Below are 22,259 nucleotides of genomic sequence, written 5' to 3' on the forward strand. Positions count from 1 at the left end.
ACGTCTGGGCTTTTATAATTCTTATTAATTATGAAACAAAGAATAACCTTTTTATTTATCGTACTGGGCATACTAGGAAGTAGCTTTGCGCAATCTACGGTTTTAGCAACCAACACATTTTGGGAGTCTAATCCTGACCTAAACTCTGTAAAAGCAGAAGTCAAAAAGGGATTTGATTTTGCAAATATGGGGATCAGCGATGACCCAATAATGCTTGCCATACGCAATGAAGCAGATCTAAATATAATCACATATCTCTTAGAACAACCGGATGTTGATATTGATAAACTGGTTTTTGAAGGAAGACACTATTTGCATATCGCTGCAAATGATGGTAACGATCAATTGGTAGATTATTTGTTAGAAAATGGTTCTGACATTGATTTCTTAGATGCTAACGGGCATACCGCATTTACATTTGCCGGTTTTCAAGGTCACTTAACCAAAGATATGATAGACGTGTTCATCAAACATGGTATAGACTTGAATAAAAAATATCCGGAAAAGAATGGTGCTAATATTCTGCTCATATCAATTCCCTATGACAAAGATTTGACTATTACAGATTATTTAGTCTCTAAAGGAGTTTCTATCAATTCTGTGGATGATGATGGGAATACGGCTTTTAATCACGCTGCAAAAATAGGCAGTGTACCTATGATGAAAACGCTTCTGGAACGCGGAGTAACCTATACAGATGAAGCGCTCTTAATCGCATCACAAGGAACTTACAGGTCTGCAAATGATATCGAAGTTTATTACTATTTAGTAAATGATCTAGGTATTAGTCCAACACTAACCAGTGAGGAGGGACAAAACGTATTGCATGCAATTGCTAAGAAAAACGATCAGGATGAGGTGATCAACTATTTTCTATCAAAAGGGGTTGATGTCAATCAACAGGATGAAGATGGGAACACTCCATTTTTAAATGCCGCAGGTGGGCGAAGTTTTAAAGCGGTAGAGTTAATGTTTCCTTATTTGGCAGAAGGAGCGGTAAACGCAACTAATGCACAAGGGAAAACTGCGTTGATGCTTACTGCAGGTTCTAATGCGCCGGAAGCAGTTTCTTTTTTAATAGAAAATGGCGCTGAAGTAGCACTGAAGGATAAAAGGGGTAATGATGCCGGTTTTTACCTTATAGACTCGTATAGAGCGCCAAGAAGGGGTAGAGGTCCCACGACCGAAAGTAACGCACAAAACCCTGTTGAAGCAAAACTGAAAACCTTATTAGCTGCGGGATACGCTATTAATACCCTGCAAGAAGCAAACACCAGTTTGCTGCATCTCGCTGCTGAGAAAAACGAATTAACACTAGTTAAGCCGTTGGTTGATAACGGAATTGATCTTAATGTTGTTAACGGTAACGGAAACACAGCATTGCACATCGCAGCAATGAAGGCTGAAAATGAGAAGATCTTAGCATTACTGGTTAAGGCTGGTGCTGATATGTCAATAGAGACACAGTTTGGAGAAACAGCCTATGACCTTGCTGGTGAAAACGAAGCGATATCAGGCAAAGCCGAAAAATTATCTTTTTTAAAATAACGATGCTACAACAAAGAATGAAGATGAAAAGAATTTTGTGTTGCCTCGTTGCGGTACTTGTGCTAGGTGCTACCCAAGGCTGGAGATCAAAATCAGATGAGCAACTTAAGTTAAAATGTTTGATCCAATTGACTAATTATTCAGGTGAGGGTGCGTATATGGCAGCATCTCTAATCGACCAGAACGGGACGTATGAGCAAACACTTTATGTGATGGGTCAAGATGAAAAATGGTATAACGAACTTGTAAGTTGGTTTTCATTTTTTGAAAAGAAAAAAGAAGCGGTAGATGCTATTAGTGGAGCTACTATTGCTGGAGGCGAGCGCACTATTTGTGTTCTTGAAATACCTAAAGAAAAACTGGATAAGGGATACAAACTGCGCTTTGAAACCTCTGTAGAAAGTCAGAAATATTATGAAAACGATGTTGAGGTAGCACTCACTTCGAGTACTATTAAAGGAAACTACGAGGGTACAGGTTACATTCGCTATGTGCGATTAATCCCTAATTAGCGGATCTAAAAACATAATTGAATTTTTAGAAATCAATTATCTTGAAAGTAGGCCTGATCACGAAAGTGGTCAGGTTTTTTTATTTGCAAGTACAATGGCAATACATCTTCGAATTGGTTTACTTGGTTTAAAAAGCTTTCATTTGTAGTATTCTGAAGTGTGATTAAAACCCTCAAGAGCATAGATTTTATTACCGATGGTGTATCAAAAAAAAAGGTGATTAGTCTAAACTAACCACCTTAAAATTCAACAGCAATATTCTCGCTGAAACAAACACTCTTCAGGGAAAATTATTCAATAAAATCAGTGATGACTTTTTTGATATCAGCCGAAGTAGCATCAGGCTCTAGTGCAAACATCACACTGTAAAGCCGTTGACCATCTACTTTGTCTTTTAGTTTAAGACGGTCATTTGATGCAAAAACAGCATCCCATTCTTTTCTAACTTTTGCCCATAAAGCTTCGTTTTCTTTCCACCAAGCTTGAGCTGCAGCACAGCGCTCATCGGCAACTTGCTCGTAAATATTATAACCTTTCTCTTCGGCTATAATGCGATCGTCAGCATCTTCGGCGTGTAATACTTTTTTATTATCCTGCTCGTGAAGCCACCCGTAATCTGTAATCGCCACTTGATTATTGCGTTCCATAATGTTATAATCTCTTCTTTTAGTGTACTCTCTACGCGGTAAAGGCGCCGGCGTGGTGTTTTGCCATACTTTTTTTCCATCTACGTGAACCCAAGTGGCAGAACCCGAATACCGCGGACTGTCATCAACTTGATACACTTTTTGTGCCCATTGACCTTTAACGTCGCTAGCATCTTTTTTCACGATATCCCAAGTATTATTAGCGTCATAGAAGAATAGATCCTGATCTTCAAACGTCCAGTCTTGACGCCAATGTTTAATAACCATGGTGTCTTGAATAACAAGTAAATGTTGAATAGAAATCTTGTTTTCTGCATCCTCAACAAGTTGGCCCCACTCTAGAGCAGAAGCTGTATAATCGTCGTGCTTCTCATAATTTCCGTCAGGTGAAAAGGTTTCGGCATATTTAAAGGTTACTTCATAACAGCCACACATATCTTTAATGGCTTGACGGTCAAGATCTTTTTTTGATTGCGCTTGGGCCGAAAAGGTGCTTAAAATAAGGCCGGCACTAACAAGTAAAATAGGCTTCATATAGTTTATCAGTTTTAAGAAATTCAAAATTAATCATTTTTATTATTTAGATTAAATAAAAATAAAATATATATTTGCGGCGGAAAATAATTAAGAATGATTCTAAACAGCAAATGTATATTATGCTTCATCGTGGGGGTGCTGGGCGTTTATCACGTTCAGGCACAAACTTCGGTACCCGTAGAAAAGCAAACCGATTCGCTGGAAGAAGTCTTAATTACGGCAACCCGAACGCAACGACAATTGAGTTCGCTCCCCTTGCCAGCTCAAATTATTTCTAAAGAAACCATTGCTCAATCGGGATCAGTGCGCTTATCTGATATTCTTGCAGAGCAAACCGGGTTAATTACCGTTCCTGATTATGGAGGCGGCGAGGGCATTCAAATTCAAGGTTTAGATTCTCAATATATTTTGATACTTATTGATGGCGTTCCCTTAGTTGGGCGTTCAGCAGGGACACTTGACCTTTACCGAATCACCGTAGGTAACATCAAACAGATTGAAGTGGTTAAAGGTGCATCATCAAGCCTTTATGGGAGCGATGCTTTAGGTGGTGTGATCAATATAATTACAGAAAGTCCACAAAAGCCTTTTCAGTCAGCGATCAACTATCGAGGTGGCAGTCTTAACAGTCACGACCTTAGTTTAAACACGGGTGTAAAAGAAGAGCGTTTGGCCTTGAGCTTATTCGCAAATAGATACAGTTCTGATGGTTATGATCTTGATGAATCTACTTCTTTACAAACTGTAGAACCGTTTACTAATTATACCGCGCAGGTTAAAGGAAAATATGACTTTTCTGAGGCTACTTCGTTGTTGCTTTCTAGCAGATTTTATGCACAAAATCAGGAGTATAAGGCTTCAGAAATTCTTTCCGGTGAAAGTGATATCACAGAGTGGAATGGTCAAGTGTTATTTTCTCAGCAGTTTACTGATAAGATCACTTCGACTTTAGAATTATATGGAACCAACTACCATACAGAATCCTATTTACAAGATGAGGAAGGTGCAGAAAACTCCCGAAGCTTTTATGATCAAACCTTATTGCGTCCAGAACTACGCACGGTTTACGCGCTTAATGATAAACACAATTTTATAGGCGGAATAGGATATACGTATGAGTCATTAGAGCGTACGGACTTCAGTCAAGATCCGGTGTTTAAAGCGCCTTACGTGTATGTGCAATACGATACCCACCTGCTGAATAATCTAAATATAATTGCCGGTGCCAGATATGATATGCACAATGTGTATAGGTCCCAACTGAGTCCTAAGCTAGCTGCTCGATATAAAGTGGATAACAGCTTGGCGTTTAAAGCTTCGGTGGGTAGCGGTTTTAAAGCTCCCGCATTTAGACAACTTTATTTTGACTTTACAAATGCTACGGTAGGATATACGGTTCTGGGTTATGAAGCAGTACCTACCGCAATTGCCGAAATGCAAGCCAGAGGAGAACTAGCAAATATAATTGTGCCGGTATCTGAATTTGATGATAGCCTAAAACCCGAAACTTCAGTAAATATAAATCTGGGTGTTGATTATAAATTTTCTAAACTACTCACTACTAGCCTAAACCTGTTTAGAAATAACTTGAACAACCTTATCGACACCCGGATTATTGCTACAAAAACCAATGGTCAAAGCGTTTTTAGCTACGTGAATGTCAACGAGTCTTTTACGCAAGGCTTAGAATTTAGCTATACCTATAATCCTTTTAAAAACATCAGTTTTTCCGGTGGCTATCAATTGTTATTTGCAAAAGATAAAGAGGCTGTCGAAGCTTTTGAAGCCGGTACGGTTTACGGAAGAACTTCGGCGAATGCTTCGGCTTTTGTGCTGGATAAAAAGGATTATTTCGGTTTATATAATCGCTCTAGACATACTGCAAATTTTAAAGTGTTTTACAACCTTCCGCAGTATAAAGCAGATGTAAATATGCGTGCGACCTACCGCAGTAAATACGGTTTGAGTGATACCAACGGTAATGGCTATCTCGACAACTATGACACTTTTGTTGACGGCTATGCGATCGTAGATTTTGCAGTAAACAAGGTGCTTTACAAAAATATTACGCTGGGAGCAGGCATTGACAACCTTTTAAATTTTACCGATACGCAGAATGTTACCAACATTCCCGGTCGGCTTTATTTCGCAAAATTAAACTTAACACTGTAATACAAAATGATGAACACGTTTAAAACCTTAGCAGCAATTGCTTTAATCCTTGGCTTTGTAAGCTGTAGTAATGATGATGATGCAACACCTTTACTTGAAGTAGAGACTGAAACGGTAGCCAATTTACACGCACCACAATCTGGTGGGCAGGGCCAACCGGTTTCTGGAGCTTTTACCAAATTTGATTTTGAAACGGGAGCAGAAACGACTAGTGAGACTGATTGGGACGTTGCCTTTAGAGGAACAACAATCATTGTTAACGGCGGAGAGTCGCAAGGTACTACTGATGAACCTGAACGTACAGGTGACGCAGCAGTTTATATTGCAGACGGAACAATGAGTACGGTAACTGATGTAGATGCTAGTTTATTCACTCAAGATAGTGCTTCGGGCTTTGCGATCGCAACAGGCAGCGGTAACGGATGGTACAATTATACCGGTGCTCCTTCACACTTGATCAATCCGATTCCGGGGAAAATTTTAGTTTTTAGAACCACAGCCGGACTCTACGCAAAAGTTGAGATTATCAGTTATTATGAGAATGCACCGGCAGAGCCAGACGCATTTTCAGATGCAACGCCTTACTACACGTTTAATTATGTGTATCAACCCAATGCAGGTGTTACGACCTTCTAATTTGATTTAGTAAACAGTAAATTAATTGTTATCGGGGAAAAGCCTGCCTAGTGCAGGCTTTTTTATTGCCGTAAATCTCCGATAAACATAATGCGCTGTCAAGGCGCAATTGATTTTAGTTTCGGCTTATGGGTTTTGCTGTACGAGTACCTGCTTGGGCGTTTGACCGTAGTATTTTTTAAAGGTGGCTATAAAGTGAGGCACGCTCTTATAGCCTGTAGATTCGGCGATCTCATTGACTGATTTTGATTTCAGTAACGAATAAGCTTTTTGCATGCGTAAGTCTATCACAAACTTTTTTATGGTGGTGCCGTAAAGCTTTTTAAATCCGCTTTTTAGGTGTACTTCGTTGATCAATACAATTCGGGAAAGCTTTTTTATAGTAGGCGGATTTTTATAGTTGACCGTGAGGTAGGCTTTTGCTTTTTCGATCTTTTCTTTACTGTGTTCACTTAGATTTGCTTCCTCTTTAGATGGATTTTCTACACTAATATTAAACACGTGTAGCAGCAATTCTTTTATTTTAAGCTGAATGAATTCAAGCTGAATGTGGTGCTCCCACTTGCATTCCAATATTTCGCTAATAATCTGATTCATCTGAAATCCTAACGGAAAACTATAAGTGCCTAAGGGAATGCGTTTGCTGGTTTTGATCGCATTGTAAAAGGGATCTCGCGCCACCCAGGATTCATTTTTAAGTAGGTCAAGATACTTTGTACGTGAAATAAGAAGGCAGATGTATCGCGTTTTTGATTGTGGCATCCGTACGCGTTCATTGATTTTTTTACTGTACGAAAAATGCACTTGTCCCAACTCTAGATTTCGATCCTTTTCGAGGTTTTGGCGCACAGATTCCCCACGTACCACACAGCTGATCATTATAAAATCTCCTGATATACTAAACTTGTCAACCGTAGGCTTTTTAAAATCAAAGCGGGTATCTATGATACAAAAATCGCGAGAAAGTTTTAACGATGCTTTGGCGCTTGCGGTATGCTTAGGTTGCGTTTCAATAGACTTTTCTAGCAACTCACCTTCAGACAGCTTTGATAAGTTTTCTTCATACAGAAGGTCATCTTCGTTAAGTATAGACTGAATTTTCATATACGTTTACCGCTACTTTTATTTCCAAAACCGTATAAAGCCCCTTGAAGTCAGACGTTAGCTTTGCAATTGTTATTTGGACTTAGTTTAAATAATAATAACGAAGATACATTATAACTAAAGGTGAAGCAATTTTATTTTTTTAGCATCCTCCTGCTGTCAAGTGTTTGGGCATTTGGACAAAGCACAAAAGCAACGTTAAAGGGCCACGTGTCCAGTATTACTGGAGAGAAGCTACCGGAAACTTACATTTATATAAAAGGGACAACTACTTACACGATGGCCGACGCCAACGGAGATTACCGTTTGCGTATCGCGCCGGGAACCTATGAGCTTACAGTGAGTTTGATGGGGTATTTAGACCAGACGCAAAACATTACCCTAAGCGCTGCGGAAACCAAAACCTTAAACATTCAGCTTGAAGAAGATCCTGAGATGACTTTAGATGATGTTTTGGTTAAAGGAAGGTCTGCAATTCGTGACGTTCAGGAGTCTTCTTATAATGTGGTGGCTTTAGACGCAGAACCTTTACACAATACCACGCTTGATGTTTCTCAAGCACTTGAGCGCGTGTCTGGAGTGCGCGTGCGTAGAACCGGTGGTGTGGGATCTGACTATAATGTGATGCTGAATGGTTTCACAGGAAGGCACGTAAAATTCTTTATTGACGGAATCCCGATGGAAGGCTTTAGTTCAGCATTTCAACTGAATAATATTCCTATAAATCTTGCCAAGCGTATAGAAGTGTATAAAGGGGTTGTGCCCATCACTTTTGGGTCTGATGCTTTAGGCGGTGCGATCAATATTGTTACCGAAAATGGGAAACAAAACTTTGTTGACGCTTCGTACTCCTTCGGAAGCTTTAATACTCATAAGTCGTTTGTAAATGCGGCCTACACCGCAGACTCCGGATTTACCGCGCGTTTGACCGCTTTTCAAAACTATTCAGATAACGATTATAAGGTGACCACAGAGATCGTTGACCTTGAAACTTCGCAGTTTACAGGAGATGTTCGCGAGGTACGCCGTTTTCACGATATGTATCGCAATTACACGGTAATGGCTAAAGTAGGGGTGGTTAATACGTCGTATGCAGACGAATTATTACTCGGCTTTACCTACGGGGACGAGTACGATGAGCAACAGCATCCGGCTTATATGAAAATAGCCTTTGGTCAGCGCTACGGAACTTCAGAGACTTTGATGCCTACCTTATCGTATAGAAAACGCAATTTGTTTACTGAGAATTTAAACGTTTCGCTGACGGCTAATTATAATTTTGGGGAGAGTTCAAATATTGATGATTCGTACCGAAGATATAACTGGCTGGGCGAGTTTATTGAGACCGATGCTCCGGGAGAATTTAATTATGCTAAAACCTATTTCAGAAACCGAAATGGTTCAGCAAATGCCAATGTTACCTATACATTGGCCGAAAAACACGCGTTTACCGTAAATAATGTACTCAATCTTTTTTCAAGAAAAAGTAGAAACGAAGTAGAGCCTAGTGCTGCCGATGCTTATCCTAGCGAGACTATCAAGAATATTCTAGGAGTGGGATATAAATACCAGCCTACAGATGATTTGAGTATTTCGTCTTTTTATAAATACTATTACAACAAGGTAAATCAATATGCAGACCCTACGGGTTCTGGGGAGTTTGAAAACCTAGGTGCTTCAACAGAAGATCACGGGTACGGCCTTGCAGCTTCGTATTTTTTATTAGAAAACCTTCAGCTTAAATCCTCTTACGAAAAGGCGTATCGCTTGCCTACGGGACGCGAACTTTTTGGTGCCGGTAATGATTTTGAATTGGGTAATCCTGATTTAAAACCTGAGAGCAGTGACAATTTTAATTTTGGTGTCAACTACAACTGGCTGATCGCAAAAAATCATCAGTTTAATATTGATGCTAGTTTTATCTACCGTGATATTAAAGACTTTATTCGTCAAGTACCTAACCCAACAAACGGCGTAATGCAGCCCGGCAATGAGGCTTCGGTAAAAAATAGAGGTGTAGATCTAGAAATGCGCTACAACTACGCCAGTTTATTTTCTTTAGGCGGAAGTTTTACCTATCAAAACCTTCGGAACAAATTAAAATATCGCGCCGGGAGAGATGTGGTGAGCACGATTTATAACGACCGCATCCCCAATATGCCGTACCTATACGGAAACGCAGATCTTACCTTTTACTTTAGCAAGTTATGGCAAGAGCAAGACCGCATGAATGTGAGTTATAACCTGCTTTACATTCACGAGTTTGACTACAGTTATGAAAGCTACGGCGGAATTAAAGTGCCAACACAAATCGCACACGATCTGGCGGTAAACTACAGCCTTAAAAATGGTAAATACAACATCTCTTTAGAATGCCGAAATATTTTAAACGAAGACTTATACGACAATTTTAGCCTGCAAAAACCCGGAAGGAGCTTTGCGGTTAAGCTGAGATACTTTTTAGATAAATTCAATTAAAACCAAATTTCTATGAAATTCAACTTTAAACAAACCAATAGATTTTCTTTAGCCGTGCTCGCGCTAATGAGCCTTGCTGCGTGTAGTGATGATGACACCGTGGTAGATGATGGGGGAGAAACGCCTGTAGAGACCGGAGCACAATACCTGATCGCATCAACAGACAGTGAGAACTCTTATTTGAATACCACGAGCGATATTTCACAAGGATCAGTATCTCCTTTAGGTGGTACAGCAACTCAGGTGATTGGTACACCTTCTTGGTATTTTTATAATGATATTGCTGCGTATAGCTTTGTGTATAACCAAGGTGACCCCGGTACTACACAGTCTTTTGCGCTTAACAGTGCAGGAGAGGTAGAGGCACGAAATGAGATCAATCTTAATGTTTCTATTCAGAGTAGAGGTATTGTAGATAACCTGATGTACGTGCAGTATTCTTCTCGTAATTATGAAGAGCCGGTATCTACTTTTTACACCATCAACGGCGATACTCAGGTTGTAAGCGGTCCTTATACCATTGATACCGAAGCCTTAGCCGGAAATGGCGAGTATGCTTACGTTACAGATGTTGCACAATGGGGAGATTATGTTTTATTAGGTTTTAGACCTATCAAAGCAGGATCTGATAATGGCGACAGTGCATTTAATAGTGATTTTAATGATCATACCTATGTGGGAGTTTTCAATAAAGCTTTAGAACTTCAAACAGTGATCGAAGATGAAGGAAGAACCGGCGCCGTTGCTGGCCAGTCAAGATCGCAAGGAGAAACAGGAGTAGAGCCTGTTGAAAATGGAGATGTGTATGTGTTCTCTTCGGCTATTGATGCTGAAGGTGAAGTGCCTTCAGGAGTTTTAAAAATTAACAACGGAACTTTAGCCTTTGATCAGGATTATTTCTTTGATATCACCGCAGCTTCAGGGGGTTATGCGGTATACCGCAGTTTTTATGTAGGCGAAAATACTTTTGTACTACAAATGTTCACAGAGCCAGGTTCAGGTACTGCAAGCTCAAGTGCTACACGTAATAAGTTTGCCGTGGTGAATGTTGTAGATCAAACTTTTGAATGGGTGACCGGTATTCCTGAAGGAATCACTTCAATAGGTGCGCCTTACATTGACGAAGATAATAACGAAGTAGCTTTTCCTATCGAAACAAACCTGTATCCAACAATCTTTATTGTTAATGCAGATACTGCAACAATGAGTGAAGGTATTGAAGTAGTTGCCGAAGGAATCAGCGCGATTGGTAAACTAACGCCACAAGAATAATACGTTAGTCGATTTTTAGTTTCATTCAGGGTCTCACTTTTAATTTTAATTGTGAGACCTTTTTTTAATACTTAAGAGATGTACAATTCAAAGATCGTCCTGTTTCTACTTGGTTTTTTTACGTATGCTTTAGGTTACAGTCAGCATCACGCTGAAACCAACAAACAGCAAATTTTTAGTACTTCTTTAAAACAAGAACGGGAACTGTGGATCAAGCTTCCTTTTAATTATGATCCGGCGGAAGCTTATGACGTAATGATCGTGTTAGATGCTGAAAAGTATTTTGAGCTAACAAACGTGCTCGTAGACAACAGAATGCGCTACGGCAAATTAAACCCCGCAATCCTAGTCGGAATTCCGAATCCAAATATGGAGGAGCGCTCTCGCAATCTAACCTTTAGTAGATCTACAGTAGATCAGAAGGGAGAAGCAACAACACGCTATACAAGCGAGAATTCAGGGAAAGCCGAAGCGTTTGCCGCATTTTTAAATGAGGAAGTATTAAGCTTTTTATCGCAAGAGTTTCGGGTGAAGCAGTTCGGGATCATTGGGCACTCATTTGGAGGTTACTTTGCCTTGTATAACAGTACGCTTGAAGATAAAATTTCAGAATATATTTTGATCGATCCTAGTTTGTGGTACAATAATGGCGAAGCACTTCAGCAAATCGAGACCCATATAGAGCGATTAAAAGAAAGAGACGGAATACATTTTTATCTCGCTCACGAAGATGGGATCAAAAACAACAGTACAAAAATGGCAAGTCTGGCGCGTATTTTTGACAAGCATGATATCGCATATACCAACTTTGTGTATCGTAATGAGAATCACGGTTCGGTAATTTTACCGGCATTGGTTGATATTCTTAGAGATAAAGGCAAAAATATTCAGCGTACCCCTAGACATAAAATCAAAAAATAATTAAATTTACCAACTATTTATAATTAATCTAAAAAAGAATAGATAATGAAATCAGCACAACATATTTTTGGTGCTCTTATGCTTTTTGTCGGTTTAACGCTTAGTGCACAAGAGTCTAACCAATTACTTTCTCGAGATTTCTGGAGCAATAACCCGTCATTAGCAGATGTTAAGGCTTCTGTTGCTGCCGGCAATGATCCTTCAGAGCCTAACGGTAGTAATTTTGATCCGGTGGTTCTTGCAATCACTAACGATGCTCCTGTTGAGATTGTAGATTATCTCTTTGAACAAGATGGTAATTCTGTAAATAAACTTACTCACGACGGAAGAACCTATATTTTCTGGGCAGCCTATCGCGGAAACTATCCTTTAGTAAAAAAGTTTGCTGATGCAGGCGCACAGATGGACTTAGTAGACGATCACGGTTACTCTGTGTTGAATTTTGCGGCAAATGCCGGTGTGACTGATACACAAATTTTTGATTATTTGATCGCTAAAGGTTCTGATCCTAAAACGGAAAAAAACCACAACGGAGCTAACGCACTTCTGTTAAACCTTCCAAGTCAGAAGGATTTTAAAATGGTTGAATATTTTGAATCTAAAGGATTATCGCTTCAAGATACTGATGATGAGGGGAACAATGCTTTTGTTTACGCGGCACGAGCGGGAAATGTGGAGTTGATGAACAAGCTTGTGAAAAAAGGAATTGACCCTAAAGTAATTAATAAAGAAGGCGGAAATGCAATTTTGGCAGCGGCACAAGGTACGCGCAGAGGTTCTAGCCCACTTTCTGTTTTTAAATATCTAGAAGGTTTAGGTATTGATCCTAATGTGACCACGACTTCAGGAACTAACCCACTTCATATACTTGCCGGAAGAAATAAAGATATGGACATCTTCTCTTATTTCTTAGCGCAAGGTGTTGACCCTACTGCGGTTGATGGGGAAGGCAATACCCCGCTGATGTATGCATCTATGCGAAATGACTTAGAAGTGGTAAAATTATTTGAAGCAAAAACTGAGGATATCAACCATACTAATGAAGAAGGTGCTTCAGCTTTGAGTATGGCCGTTGCAGGAAATTCTCCTGAAGTAATTAGTTATTTATTAGCCGAAGGTGCAGATGCAAGTATTGTTGACGACAAAGGAAATACGTTAATGACCTACTTGGTTGACGCTTACAACCCCCGTAGCGCGGCTGATTTTGATGCAAAAATGGCACTGCTTCAAAAGGAAGGTGTTGACTTTTCGGCAACTCAAAAGAATCAAGAGAATATGCTTTTGCTAGCGGTTAAGAAAAACAGTTTACCATTAACTAAAAAAGCTTTGGCTTTAGATATTGATGTGAATCAAGCTGATGCAGACGGAAGCACGCCACTTCAAATTGCAGCCTTACGCGCAGATGACACGGCGATTTTAGAATTGCTTGTGGCTAATGGTGCAGATACTACGGTGACTACTGATTTTGGCGAAAGTGTATTAGACTTAGCTAACGAAAACGAAATTTTAACCAGCAGCAAGGCGCGTTTAGATTTTCTGAAATAAGCCTGCATTTCAATTAAAATTATGAGACTTAAAACTTTAATATTAGGACTGTTCTGTTTTACACTTTTTTCTTTTGTGAAAAATGATTCGGCAGAAACTACATTCAAGTGTCTGATTCAGATCACTAATTACAGTGGTGAAGGTGCTTATGTTGTGGTGTCGCTCATCAATCCGCAGGGAGAATATGAGAAAACGCTTTTGGTGCAAGGAGATGACGAGGAGTGGTACCCTGACCTTACCGGATGGTGGGAGCAACAAAAGGTAAAAAATGAGAATATAGACGGAATCGCCGGTGCTACTGTAGGTGCTGGAGGCCGTGGCATAGGTTCCTTTAAAATTGCTCAGGATAAACTAGATAGTGGTTACAAACTGAGATTTGAGACTGCTGTTGAAGATCAAAAGTATTATCAGGATGATCTTATGATTCCGCTTGATCAGGCAAGCCTTAACGGGAAATTTGCAGGTAAAGGATACATAAGATATGTACGATTGATGGCAAGTAATTAATTAATTTATGATATTATCCATCTGGAGATACAGTCATTTAGTTTTGGCTGTATCTTCTTTTTTATTCATACTTCTCGCCGCGCTTACGGGTATTGTTTTAGCCTTTGAGCCTATTGATCACGCTGCTCTCAATTACAGTGAAGGTCAAAAAGATCTGCCGGTAACCCAATTGATAGATACGCTTAAGTCAACTTATGATGAGGTGCTGAGTGTAGAGATTGATGAAGCAGGTTTTGTAAAGGCTTCCGTGCTAAGTATGGATGGCGATAGCGGTGATTTTTATATCAATCCGTTAAGCGGAAAAAAAGTAGGCGAAATTGAAAAGCAAGCTGAAGTTTTTCAATTTGCCACCAGTTTGCACCGAAGCTTATTTCTTAAAAGCACCGGACGTTTTTTTGTAGGACTGGCATCTTTCTTACTCTTTCTTATCAGCATTACCGGGTTGATTCTGATTATCAAACGTCAGCAAGGTATCAAGGCCTTCTTCAACCGAATAATCAAAGATAATTTTTACTCTTATTATCATATTTATCTTGGCAGGTTACTGCTTCTACCAATCATCATCATCACGCTAACCGGAGTTTATCTCTCCCTGCAACGTTTTGAAATCTTACCCGATATCGTGCTCAGTCACGACGTAGATTATGCTGTGATTACTGCTGATCCGCAGCGTCCTCTGGCAGAGTTTCCGGCATTACAAAATATTACACTCCGCGATGTGCGATACATCGAGTTTCCTTTTAGTCCTGATGTAGAAGACCCGTATAAAATAAGTCTTACTGATAAAGAAATTTTAGTTAACCAAGTCACGGGTGAGATCATTAGTGAGGTGCCATATCCTTTTGTGAATATGATGTCACATTATAGCACGGTCTTACACACTGGTAGAGGAAGCGTCCTGTGGTCAATAGTGCTTGCGGCGGCTTGTATAAGTATTTTGTTTTTTATCTATTCTGGATTCAAAATGACCTTTATGCGACGTAAAGGCCGTATCAACAATAAATTCAAAGAGGCTCAATGTGAAATCGTGATTTTGGTGGGTTCAGAGACGGGGAGTACGATGTCTTTTGCTGGATTGTTTTATAACGAATTGCTTAATAAAGGGAAAAAGGTATTCCTAACCCAAATGGATAAGTACCAGAAGTTCCCTAAAATGGAGCATTTGGTAATTTTTACTTCGACTTATGGGGATGGCGAACCGCCGGCGAATGCTACTAAATTTATGAGCCAGCTTCAGAAAAATAACCAAAGTCAAGACTTTAATTATAGCGTGGTAGGTTTTGGATCCTTAGCGTACCCCAGCTACTGTAAGTTTGCCTTTGATGTTGATGATGCTTTAAAAGCTTCTTCTGGTGCTCAAGAATTGCTTGGGGTGTATACTATAAATAATAAATCTTGGGAGGCTTTTGATCAATGGGTAGATCAATGGGGAGAACGCTTGGGCCTTGCTCTTGACGTGCCACGGGATAACGCAGTTACCAAACCTCGAAAGAAGCCTAAAAAGTTTAAAGTTATTGCTAAGACCCAAGCGCAAGACAGTGCGGATGACACGTTTTTAGTAACGCTTCAGTCTGAAAAATCGTTGAAATTTAAATCAGGAGATTTATTGGCAATTTATCCCGAAAAGGATGCGCACGAGCGCTTATATTCTATAGGAAAGAATTTAAAAGGCGAATTGCTTTTGAGTGTTAAGCGGCACGAATTTGGACTTTGTTCTAATTTCCTGAATGATCTTTCGGTGGGGTGTACATTGGATGCTGTACGCGTTAAGAATCCGGAGTTTCACCTTAAGTCATCCCAAAAAGCAATTATGATTGCTACAGGTACCGGGATCGCACCGTTTTTAGGCATGTTTGCCGACAATCACAAAAAGAAAGAACGCATACTCTATTGGGGTGCCCGAAACGAAGCAAGTTTTGAACTCTATAAACCGCAAATTGATACTGCAGTAGATCAAGGGCAACTTTCTAAATTCATTCCCGCATATTCCCGTGTTGGTAGTGATAAAATCTACGTGCAGCACCTAATAGCAAGCGATCATCTTAGGTTTGCAAACGCGTTAAAAGATGGTGTCGTGTTGATGATCTGCGGTTCGATAAGTATGCAAAAGGAAGTGATCGCCGCACTTCAGGAAATTTGCCAAACCTATGAGTTGAAGCCGTTGAGCTACTACCAAAACCGCGATCAAGTAAAAATGGATTGTTACTAAGTTACTGATTTAGATTCCACAGCTGTACTTAGCGCTAATTAAGAGTCGATAGCGGGAGACTAGTTTGAATATAATCATAATTTAAAGTAGTTTTAGCGACTGTCTAAGTTTCGATTAATGAATAAAGTCATTGCGGACTTACGATATTTTTCTCTAAAGTGTTAATTTTTAGATATTAATGCTATTTTTATTGCATTAAATTTAAAATATGCCCAATTGAGGCCTTCTCCACAACGCGTCGTAAAACTTGAATGGCTTACAGTTATATTGCTGATAGTCAACTTTTTTGCAACCTATTCATTTGAACTGGAAACCTTTCGGTTAACCCGAATGATCTCCTTAGCAGTCTTAGTACTCTATTTTCTGTTTCATAAACGAGTAAAGGGTTTATTGCTGGTTATGGCCTTTGCATTTTTTATGAGCAGAGAGGTGGGCTACCAATTTTTTGAAAGCCTGTGGGGAACCGAATGGTATATGGCTTCGGCAATGCTTGGCTATCTCTTTCTTTTTTTAGATCGTTTGCCTTTCATCAAATATGGCTTTAGCATTTGGATCATAGTTCTGGCGCTGATTTTAATAGCAGCCACACTTACTATTTTAGTGACCTTGGGAGAATTAGCCCGGCCGAATTTAAATTCACACGCTGAACTGATTTTCTTCTATGGCTATGGTATTGCATTGATATTTCTCATTCTGGCCGCCTTTTATTATAATCACGTGCTCAATAGTACGCGTTCTTTACTTTATACTTTTATGGTTTTTGGTTTTATGATGTCTGATATCGCAGCGTGTTTAGCTTACTACAATAAAGTCACAAGTCTATATTATGTAGATCGTGGATTTTTCATTTTAAGCATGGCGATGTTGACGCATTTTGGGTTGAATCTTCACGGTGCCAAACGCGAACGTAAGGATTTAAAAATGCTTCGTTGATTTTTATTTTTCTGATTATCAGAAAATTGTATATTTAATACGTTTTTCAGCGTTATCAAAAGTTCACGGAATACAATTCAGAGGTATTCTTAGGATGTCGCCCCAGATGTTTCCAAGCTTATCAGCGATAACTGAAAAACAATTCCCCGAAAAATGATATTATGAGTAATTCTCGTGTACACCATTCCATTGTTCGGCAAGACCTACAGCTCAATAAACTCTTGTACTACGCACTTTTGCTGGCGGCCCTAAACTTTTTGGCCATTAGTTTTTTGCCTACGATTCCTATGCGTAGCGTCAGGTTGCTAACTACAGTGTTCTTTTTGACCTACTATAGTTTTTTCATCGTAGGTAGAAATACATATGTACTGGCGATCTTACTTTTACTTCTTGTTAGAGATGTATTCTATGTATTCTACTGGCAAGGAAATGCTGCTTATTACTTTTTTCTGTTCAGCATTCTGAGTTACGGCGTTTTATTGTTAAAACAATGGCGGCGACTAGCTAAAATCGAATTTATAATTCCGTCTCTTCTTGTAGGGTTATTATTGGCAATGGCGTTTATATACTTGATAACCTGTCTTAAAGATATTATCGCCCCGGGATTGGAATCCACAGGCGTTCTGTGGATATTTTATGTTTTTGGATCATTTATAGTGGTTACTCTACTTTCAGCACTTTACTATTATTATCGAGTGGGAAGCCGACGCTCTATATGCTTTGGGTTTTTAGTTTTCAACCTGATGGTTACCGATGTGGCTTTCACTGTAGCATACTATACAGCCTCTTACAATATGTATTATCTTGAGCGCTTGACTTACATTAGCGCGCTAGTGCTCTTATTACACTACGGATTAAACACTAAACTTCTCAATCGCGAACTTCAGAACAGCTGATAAGTGATGTAACAACCAGCAAAAGCAGTCCGTAAATTCTCAAAATATTTTGTGACTTTTTCAGAAATAGAAAAAAAGTAAAACGCTTTTTTTTTACGTAAATTCGCAAGCAATTAAAAATGCTCATGCTAGAACGATTAAACTTTATAAAACAACGCTTTGACGAAGTAAGCGACCTTATAATTCAGCCAGATATCATCAGTGATCAAAAACGCTATGTAGAGCTGAATAAAGAATACAAAGATTTACGCGCACTTATGGATGAGCGCGAAAACTATATTAAGCATACGCAGCGTATTGAAGAAGCCGAAGAAATTATTGCCGATGGAAGTGATCCTGAAATGACCGAAATGGCAAAACTTCAGCTTGAAGAAGCTAAAGAGGCTATGCCTGCTTTGGAAGAAAAAATACGTTTCATGTTGGTGCCTAAAGATCCGGAAGATGCTAAAAATGCCGTTATGGAAATTAGAGCAGGAACCGGTGGGGACGAGGCAAGTATTTTTGCCGGGGACCTGTATCGTATGTATATGAAATATTGCGAGAGCAAAGGCTGGAGAACCAGTACGATTGACTACAGCGAAGGTACCAGCGGTGGTTATAAAGAAATTCAGGTGGAGGTAACCGGTGAAGATGTTTACGGAACTTTACGTTTTGAGGCCGGAGTGCATCGCGTGCAGCGTGTGCCGCAAACTGAAACACAAGGTCGTGTACATACCAGTGCGGCTACCGTTATGGTTTTTCCGGAGGCTGAAGAGTTTGATGTAGAAATTGATCCTAAAGATGTACGTATAGATTATTTCTGTTCGTCTGGTCCAGGTGGTCAGTCGGTAAACACGACGTATTCTGCTGTGCGTTTAACACACGAACCAACCGGTTTGGTGGCGCAATGTCAAGATCAAAAATCACAGCATAAGAACAAAGAAAAAGCATTTAAAGTATTGCGTTCGCGTCTATATGACTTAGAGCTTGCTAAAAAGCAGGAAGAAGATGCAGCAAAGCGTGGTTCGATGGTAACCAGTGGTGACCGAAGTGCAAAAATACGTACCTATAACTACCCGCAAGGAAGAGTTACTGATCACCGTATTAACTTAACGCTTTATGATTTGGCTAATATTATTGATGGAGATATTCAAAAGATAATAGACGAACTTCAGCTTGTAAGCAACACTGAAAAATTAGCCGAAGGCGGAGATCAAATTTAATTTTCCAAATTAATAAAATCCATAGTTTTGAACATCAATACCCTTGTTGAGCAAATCAAAAAAAAGCAGTCTGTTTTATGTGTAGGTCTTGACACAGATCTTGATAAAATCCCAAAACACCTGCTCAAGGAAGAAGATCCTATTTTTGCGTTCAACAAAGCGATCATTGATGCTACACATTCTTTTACCGTTGCTTATAAACCTAATACTGCGTTTTACGAGGCGTATGGTTTAAAAGGCTGGGAGTCGTTAGAAAAAACGATAAATTATTTAAATGAGAAGCATCCTGATATTTTCACTATTGCTGATGCAAAACGCGGAGATATTGGGAATACTTCAAGTAGATATGCGAAAGCTTTTTTTGAAGATCTAGGTTTTGATTCAGTGACTACAGCACCCTATATGGGCAAAGATTCCATAGAGCCTTTTCTGGCTTTTGAAGAGAAATTCACCATAATGCTGGCGCTCACGTCTAATCCCGGTGCATTCGATTTTCAAACGCAGACAATTGAAGGGACTGAGCTCTATAAAAAAGTTATTGCGACATCAACCACTTGGGAGCACAGTGAGCGCTTGATGTATGTGGTAGGTGCAACAAAGGCTGAATATCTGGCAGAAATTCGTAATATTATTCCTAATGCCTTTTTGCTAGTTCCGGGCGTAGGTGCGCAAGGCGGAAGTATGGATGAGGTTTTTAAATATGGAATGAATAGTAACGCCGGACTGCTCATCAATTCTTCCCGCGGAATTATCTATGCTTCTACTTCGGAAGATTTTGCTCAAGCAGCAGCTACCGAAGCGGAACGTCTTCAAAAGCAAATGGCATCGCATCTGGCAAAACTCAGCTAAACCTGTATTTTTGACCTATGGTAGATCAATTAGGTCGTGAAATAAATCTCAAAAACACTCCTAAACGTATTGTTTGTCTCGTTCCTAGTCTCACTGAATTATTGGTAGATTTAGGTTTGAGCGATCAATTATGTGGTGTGACTAAATTTTGTGTGCATCCTGAAAATCTCAAAGATCAAAAGACTGTAGTGGGCGGTACCAAGTCTATACATATAGATCGTATCAAAGCTCTGAAGCCTGATTTTATTCTTTGCAATAAGGAAGAAAACACACAAGAAATTGTTGCGGCTTGTGAACAAATCGCTCCGGTTTATGTGTCAGATATCAATGACTTTGATGCTTTTTACACTTTGGTTAGTAATCTGGGAGTGCTCTTAAATTGCCAACCTAAAGCCAAAGCTTTAAATAGCGCTGTTAAAAATCGGTTTGCTCAATTTAGAAAAGGTGTGGCTGCTGCGCCTACTCGTAACGTGCTTTACCTTATCTGGAGGAATCCTTTAATGGCTGCCGGAAGAGCCACCTTTATAAATATTCTCTTGGAAGCTTGTAAGTTTAATAATGTGATCATTGAGCAGGATTCACGATATCCTGAAGTAGATTTAGAATTGCTTAAAAAAGCAGATTTTGTATTGCTCGCTTCAGAGCCGTTTCCTTTTTCTGAAAAGCATAAAGCTGAATTTGAAAGCGAATTAGAAGCACAAATACTTTGTGTAGACGGCGAATATTTCAGTTGGTATGGAAGTAGGCTTCTAAAAGCTTTTGATTATTTTGAGCGTTTGCTGCTCGAGATGCATTAAGCCGGCTTAAAATTTTTAGTTGAAATCAACTTAGAATTTCACGTCAAGTCTAGGGCTAAATCTTAGGAAGTGCTGATAAAAAAAGCCGCCCAATTGGGCGGCTTCGTGTTATTTATAATCAAGAAGGTTAAGAACCATAACCCGGGTTATTATCTCCAATTAGATCATTGGTGTCCATTTCATTTTGCGGAATAGGTAATACCAAACTAGGGTCGTTATACGGCAAGCCGTCTACGTCATTTTGTGTGCGTTTTAAATCGTGAAGCAAGAAACCTTCAAAAGCCAATTCTAATTGACGCTCTAAAAGAATATCTTCTTGTGTTAATGGAGCACTAACAGTTTCGGCGCCTGCTCTTAAACGCAATAAGTTTACATCTTCTGCCGGAGTTTGTCCTACCGCCGTATTCTCCATAATGTTGCCTTCAGCACGAATTAAGTACATTTCAGCAAGTCTGAATATGGCGATGTTAGCAAACTGATTGGTGTATTTTCCGGTTAGGTTATCACCATAATCACCTATGTAAGTAAAGTTTGCACGCTCATCATCAGCATCTGGAAATAGCGCAAAATACGCAGGATTTAGCACGATGTCACCACCACGACCACCATTGTCTTGAGAAGCATAAAAGGTGATTAGGTCACTATTTCCTGTTTGATTGGTTACTTGAAAGTCAAATAGATCTTCAGAAGAATCAGCGTCGTTGTTGAATGCGTCAGCAAAGCTTCCGGTAAGTGAAGCTCCGCTATTTTCAATAACATCATTGGCAGCATCTCTGGCAGCAGCATAATTTTGCATTTGTAGATAGACTCTTGCGCGTAACGCCTGAGCAGCATATCGATCAGCAAATATGTCATTTGATGCCGGTAAATTGGTGTAGGCGTCTTCTAGATCGCTTAAAACTTGCGCATAAATTTCTTCTACACTAGCGCGTTCTGCAGGCAAGGGTTGAGAATAATCTTCGTAGCCAATTAAACGCAAAGGAACACCAGGCTGACTGTTTGTAGTTCCTGCTTCGTAAGGCAGTCCCCAAAGTCGCACCAATTCAAAATAGCTCATCGCTCTTAAGAATTTTGCTTCGCCCTCTATTTGGGCACGATAAGCATCACTACTGGTGATCACGTCTAGATTATCGATTATCAGATTGGTTTGATTGATGGTTTCGTAATTATTAAACCACGTGTCACGCACAAAAGTATTGTCTACTAAAAGACTCTTTTGAATCAATTGGCGCGGCGCAAGAAAGGTTCCAAACCAGCTAATCTGGTCAGAAGCTCCAAGCAAATCTGCCATTATCTGTATATCTCCGCCAAAACTTACACCTTGACCTGCTTCTTCGTAAACTCCTAATAAAAGAGCGGCAATATTTTGTTCAGAATTTAAAGCCTGAGATCCGTCAATACTTTGTTCGGGATCAATTTCGAGATTGTCATCGCAGCTAAACGTAAAAACTGCGATAAACATTAATATTGAAAATTTATATAAATTATTCATAG

At 39.6% G+C, this 22,259-nt stretch carries 18 protein-coding genes; 15 read left to right on the forward strand and 3 right to left on the reverse strand.

The features are described from left to right. Nucleotides 1–30: 30 nt before the first annotated feature. Together BUA96_RS11930 and BUA96_RS11935 are read left to right on the forward strand one after the other, a co-directional pair. Entirely contained in the window at nucleotides 31–1,548 is a 1,518-nt protein-coding gene (locus BUA96_RS11930) for an ankyrin repeat domain-containing protein (protein WP_072983368.1), read from the forward strand. Between the two features lie 23 nt (nucleotides 1,549–1,571). Continuing rightward, nucleotides 1,572–2,060 (forward strand): DUF2271 domain-containing protein, encoded by a 489-nt coding sequence (locus BUA96_RS11935; RefSeq protein ID WP_084673142.1) that lies wholly within the window; start codon nucleotides 1,572–1,574, stop codon nucleotides 2,058–2,060. A gap of 290 nt (nucleotides 2,061–2,350) precedes the next feature. Here the strand turns inward: BUA96_RS11935 and BUA96_RS11940 are convergent, their stop codons facing one another. Beyond that, complete coding sequence (locus tag BUA96_RS11940) at nucleotides 2,351–3,241, reverse strand: DUF6607 family protein (RefSeq protein WP_072983371.1); 891 nt, start codon at nucleotides 3,239–3,241, stop codon at nucleotides 2,351–2,353. Between the two features lie 96 nt (nucleotides 3,242–3,337). On the opposite strand from BUA96_RS11940, the gene BUA96_RS11945 reads away from it, so the two are divergent. Together BUA96_RS11945 and BUA96_RS11950 are read left to right on the forward strand one after the other, a co-directional pair. Further along, entirely contained in the window at nucleotides 3,338–5,416 is a 2,079-nt protein-coding gene (locus BUA96_RS11945) for a TonB-dependent receptor plug domain-containing protein (protein WP_072983373.1), read from the forward strand. Between the two features lie 6 nt (nucleotides 5,417–5,422). After that, nucleotides 5,423–6,052 carry an HmuY family protein gene (locus tag BUA96_RS11950; RefSeq protein WP_072983375.1) on the forward strand — a complete coding sequence of 210 codons (630 nt, stop codon included), beginning with the start codon at nucleotides 5,423–5,425 and terminating at the stop codon, nucleotides 6,050–6,052. Nucleotides 6,053–6,178: 126 nt separating this feature from the next. On the opposite strand, the gene BUA96_RS11955 is transcribed toward BUA96_RS11950, so the two are convergent. Next, nucleotides 6,179–7,156 (reverse strand): AraC family transcriptional regulator, encoded by a 978-nt coding sequence (locus BUA96_RS11955; protein ID WP_072983377.1) that lies wholly within the window; start codon nucleotides 7,154–7,156, stop codon nucleotides 6,179–6,181. Nucleotides 7,157–7,279: 123 nt separating this feature from the next. Between BUA96_RS11955 and BUA96_RS11960 the strand changes: the two genes are divergently transcribed. The 11 genes from BUA96_RS11960 to BUA96_RS12010 all read left to right on the forward strand — a co-directional run bounded on the left by BUA96_RS11960 (nucleotide 7,280) and on the right by BUA96_RS12010 (nucleotide 20,765). After that, a complete protein-coding gene (locus tag BUA96_RS11960; RefSeq protein WP_072983379.1) occupies nucleotides 7,280–9,634 on the forward strand; it encodes a TonB-dependent receptor in 2,355 nt (784 codons plus the stop codon). Between the two features lie 12 nt (nucleotides 9,635–9,646). Next, on the forward strand, nucleotides 9,647–10,906 hold the full coding sequence (locus BUA96_RS11965; RefSeq protein ID WP_072983381.1) for a DUF4374 domain-containing protein: 1,260 nt from the start codon (nucleotides 9,647–9,649) through the stop codon (nucleotides 10,904–10,906). 78 nt (nucleotides 10,907–10,984) lie between these two features. Further along, complete coding sequence (locus BUA96_RS11970; protein ID WP_072983383.1) at nucleotides 10,985–11,827, forward strand: alpha/beta hydrolase; 843 nt, start codon at nucleotides 10,985–10,987, stop codon at nucleotides 11,825–11,827. Between the two features lie 45 nt (nucleotides 11,828–11,872). Continuing rightward, nucleotides 11,873–13,372, forward strand: a complete 1,500-nt coding sequence (locus tag BUA96_RS11975; protein ID WP_072983385.1) for an ankyrin repeat domain-containing protein — start codon at nucleotides 11,873–11,875, stop codon at nucleotides 13,370–13,372. Between the two features lie 21 nt (nucleotides 13,373–13,393). Further along, nucleotides 13,394–13,879 carry a DUF2271 domain-containing protein gene (locus BUA96_RS11980; protein ID WP_072983387.1) on the forward strand — a complete coding sequence of 162 codons (486 nt, stop codon included), beginning with the start codon at nucleotides 13,394–13,396 and terminating at the stop codon, nucleotides 13,877–13,879. A gap of 7 nt (nucleotides 13,880–13,886) precedes the next feature. After that, the gene (locus tag BUA96_RS11985) at nucleotides 13,887–16,088 is read left to right on the forward strand and encodes a PepSY domain-containing protein (RefSeq protein WP_072983389.1); all 2,202 of its coding nucleotides are present in this window, start codon (nucleotides 13,887–13,889) and stop codon (nucleotides 16,086–16,088) included. Nucleotides 16,089–16,487: 399 nt separating this feature from the next. Continuing rightward, nucleotides 16,488–17,021 (forward strand): hypothetical protein, encoded by a 534-nt coding sequence (locus BUA96_RS11990; RefSeq protein WP_139248998.1) that lies wholly within the window; start codon nucleotides 16,488–16,490, stop codon nucleotides 17,019–17,021. A 161-nt stretch (nucleotides 17,022–17,182) separates the two neighbouring features. After that, nucleotides 17,183–17,917, forward strand: coding sequence for a hypothetical protein (locus BUA96_RS11995; RefSeq protein WP_072983392.1), 735 nt, complete (start codon nucleotides 17,183–17,185; stop codon nucleotides 17,915–17,917). A gap of 125 nt (nucleotides 17,918–18,042) precedes the next feature. Beyond that, nucleotides 18,043–19,119, forward strand: a complete 1,077-nt coding sequence (gene prfA, locus BUA96_RS12000; RefSeq protein ID WP_072983865.1) for a peptide chain release factor 1 — start codon at nucleotides 18,043–18,045, stop codon at nucleotides 19,117–19,119. A gap of 27 nt (nucleotides 19,120–19,146) precedes the next feature. Next, a complete protein-coding gene (pyrF, locus tag BUA96_RS12005; RefSeq protein ID WP_072983394.1) occupies nucleotides 19,147–19,968 on the forward strand; it encodes an orotidine-5'-phosphate decarboxylase in 822 nt (273 codons plus the stop codon). Nucleotides 19,969–19,985: 17 nt separating this feature from the next. Beyond that, nucleotides 19,986–20,765, forward strand: coding sequence for an ABC transporter substrate-binding protein (locus tag BUA96_RS12010; protein ID WP_072983396.1), 780 nt, complete (start codon nucleotides 19,986–19,988; stop codon nucleotides 20,763–20,765). 127 nt (nucleotides 20,766–20,892) lie between these two features. On the opposite strand, the gene BUA96_RS12015 is transcribed toward BUA96_RS12010, so the two are convergent. Next, nucleotides 20,893–22,257, reverse strand: a complete 1,365-nt coding sequence (locus BUA96_RS12015; protein ID WP_072983398.1) for a RagB/SusD family nutrient uptake outer membrane protein — start codon at nucleotides 22,255–22,257, stop codon at nucleotides 20,893–20,895. Nucleotides 22,258–22,259: the final 2 nt, after the last annotated feature.

It is taken from the genome of Leeuwenhoekiella palythoae (assembly GCF_900130045.1).
Taxonomy (GTDB): domain Bacteria; phylum Bacteroidota; class Bacteroidia; order Flavobacteriales; family Flavobacteriaceae; genus Leeuwenhoekiella; species Leeuwenhoekiella palythoae.

What these genes read in the sequence shown, in the direction of transcription:
- BUA96_RS11930 (WP_072983368.1), top strand. Translation starts at nt 31, where the DNA reads ATGAAACAAAGAATAACCTTTTTATTTATCGTACTGGGCATACTAGGA.
- BUA96_RS11935 (WP_084673142.1), top strand. Translation starts at nt 1,572, where the DNA reads ATGAAAAGAATTTTGTGTTGCCTCGTTGCGGTACTTGTGCTAGGTGCT.
- BUA96_RS11940 (WP_072983371.1), bottom strand. Translation starts at nt 3,241, where the DNA reads ATGAAGCCTATTTTACTTGTTAGTGCCGGCCTTATTTTAAGCACCTTT.
- BUA96_RS11945 (WP_072983373.1), top strand. Translation starts at nt 3,338, where the DNA reads ATGATTCTAAACAGCAAATGTATATTATGCTTCATCGTGGGGGTGCTG.
- BUA96_RS11950 (WP_072983375.1), top strand. Translation starts at nt 5,423, where the DNA reads ATGATGAACACGTTTAAAACCTTAGCAGCAATTGCTTTAATCCTTGGC.
- BUA96_RS11955 (WP_072983377.1), bottom strand. Translation starts at nt 7,156, where the DNA reads ATGAAAATTCAGTCTATACTTAACGAAGATGACCTTCTGTATGAAGAA.
- BUA96_RS11965 (WP_072983381.1), top strand. Translation starts at nt 9,647, where the DNA reads ATGAAATTCAACTTTAAACAAACCAATAGATTTTCTTTAGCCGTGCTC.
- BUA96_RS11970 (WP_072983383.1), top strand. Translation starts at nt 10,985, where the DNA reads ATGTACAATTCAAAGATCGTCCTGTTTCTACTTGGTTTTTTTACGTAT.
- BUA96_RS11975 (WP_072983385.1), top strand. Translation starts at nt 11,873, where the DNA reads ATGAAATCAGCACAACATATTTTTGGTGCTCTTATGCTTTTTGTCGGT.
- BUA96_RS11980 (WP_072983387.1), top strand. Translation starts at nt 13,394, where the DNA reads ATGAGACTTAAAACTTTAATATTAGGACTGTTCTGTTTTACACTTTTT.
- BUA96_RS11985 (WP_072983389.1), top strand. Translation starts at nt 13,887, where the DNA reads ATGATATTATCCATCTGGAGATACAGTCATTTAGTTTTGGCTGTATCT.
- BUA96_RS11990 (WP_139248998.1), top strand. Translation starts at nt 16,488, where the DNA reads ATGGCCTTTGCATTTTTTATGAGCAGAGAGGTGGGCTACCAATTTTTT.
- BUA96_RS11995 (WP_072983392.1), top strand. Translation starts at nt 17,183, where the DNA reads ATGAGTAATTCTCGTGTACACCATTCCATTGTTCGGCAAGACCTACAG.
- prfA (WP_072983865.1), top strand. Translation starts at nt 18,043, where the DNA reads ATGCTAGAACGATTAAACTTTATAAAACAACGCTTTGACGAAGTAAGC.
- BUA96_RS12010 (WP_072983396.1), top strand. Translation starts at nt 19,986, where the DNA reads ATGGTAGATCAATTAGGTCGTGAAATAAATCTCAAAAACACTCCTAAA.
- BUA96_RS12015 (WP_072983398.1), bottom strand. Translation starts at nt 22,257, where the DNA reads ATGAATAATTTATATAAATTTTCAATATTAATGTTTATCGCAGTTTTT.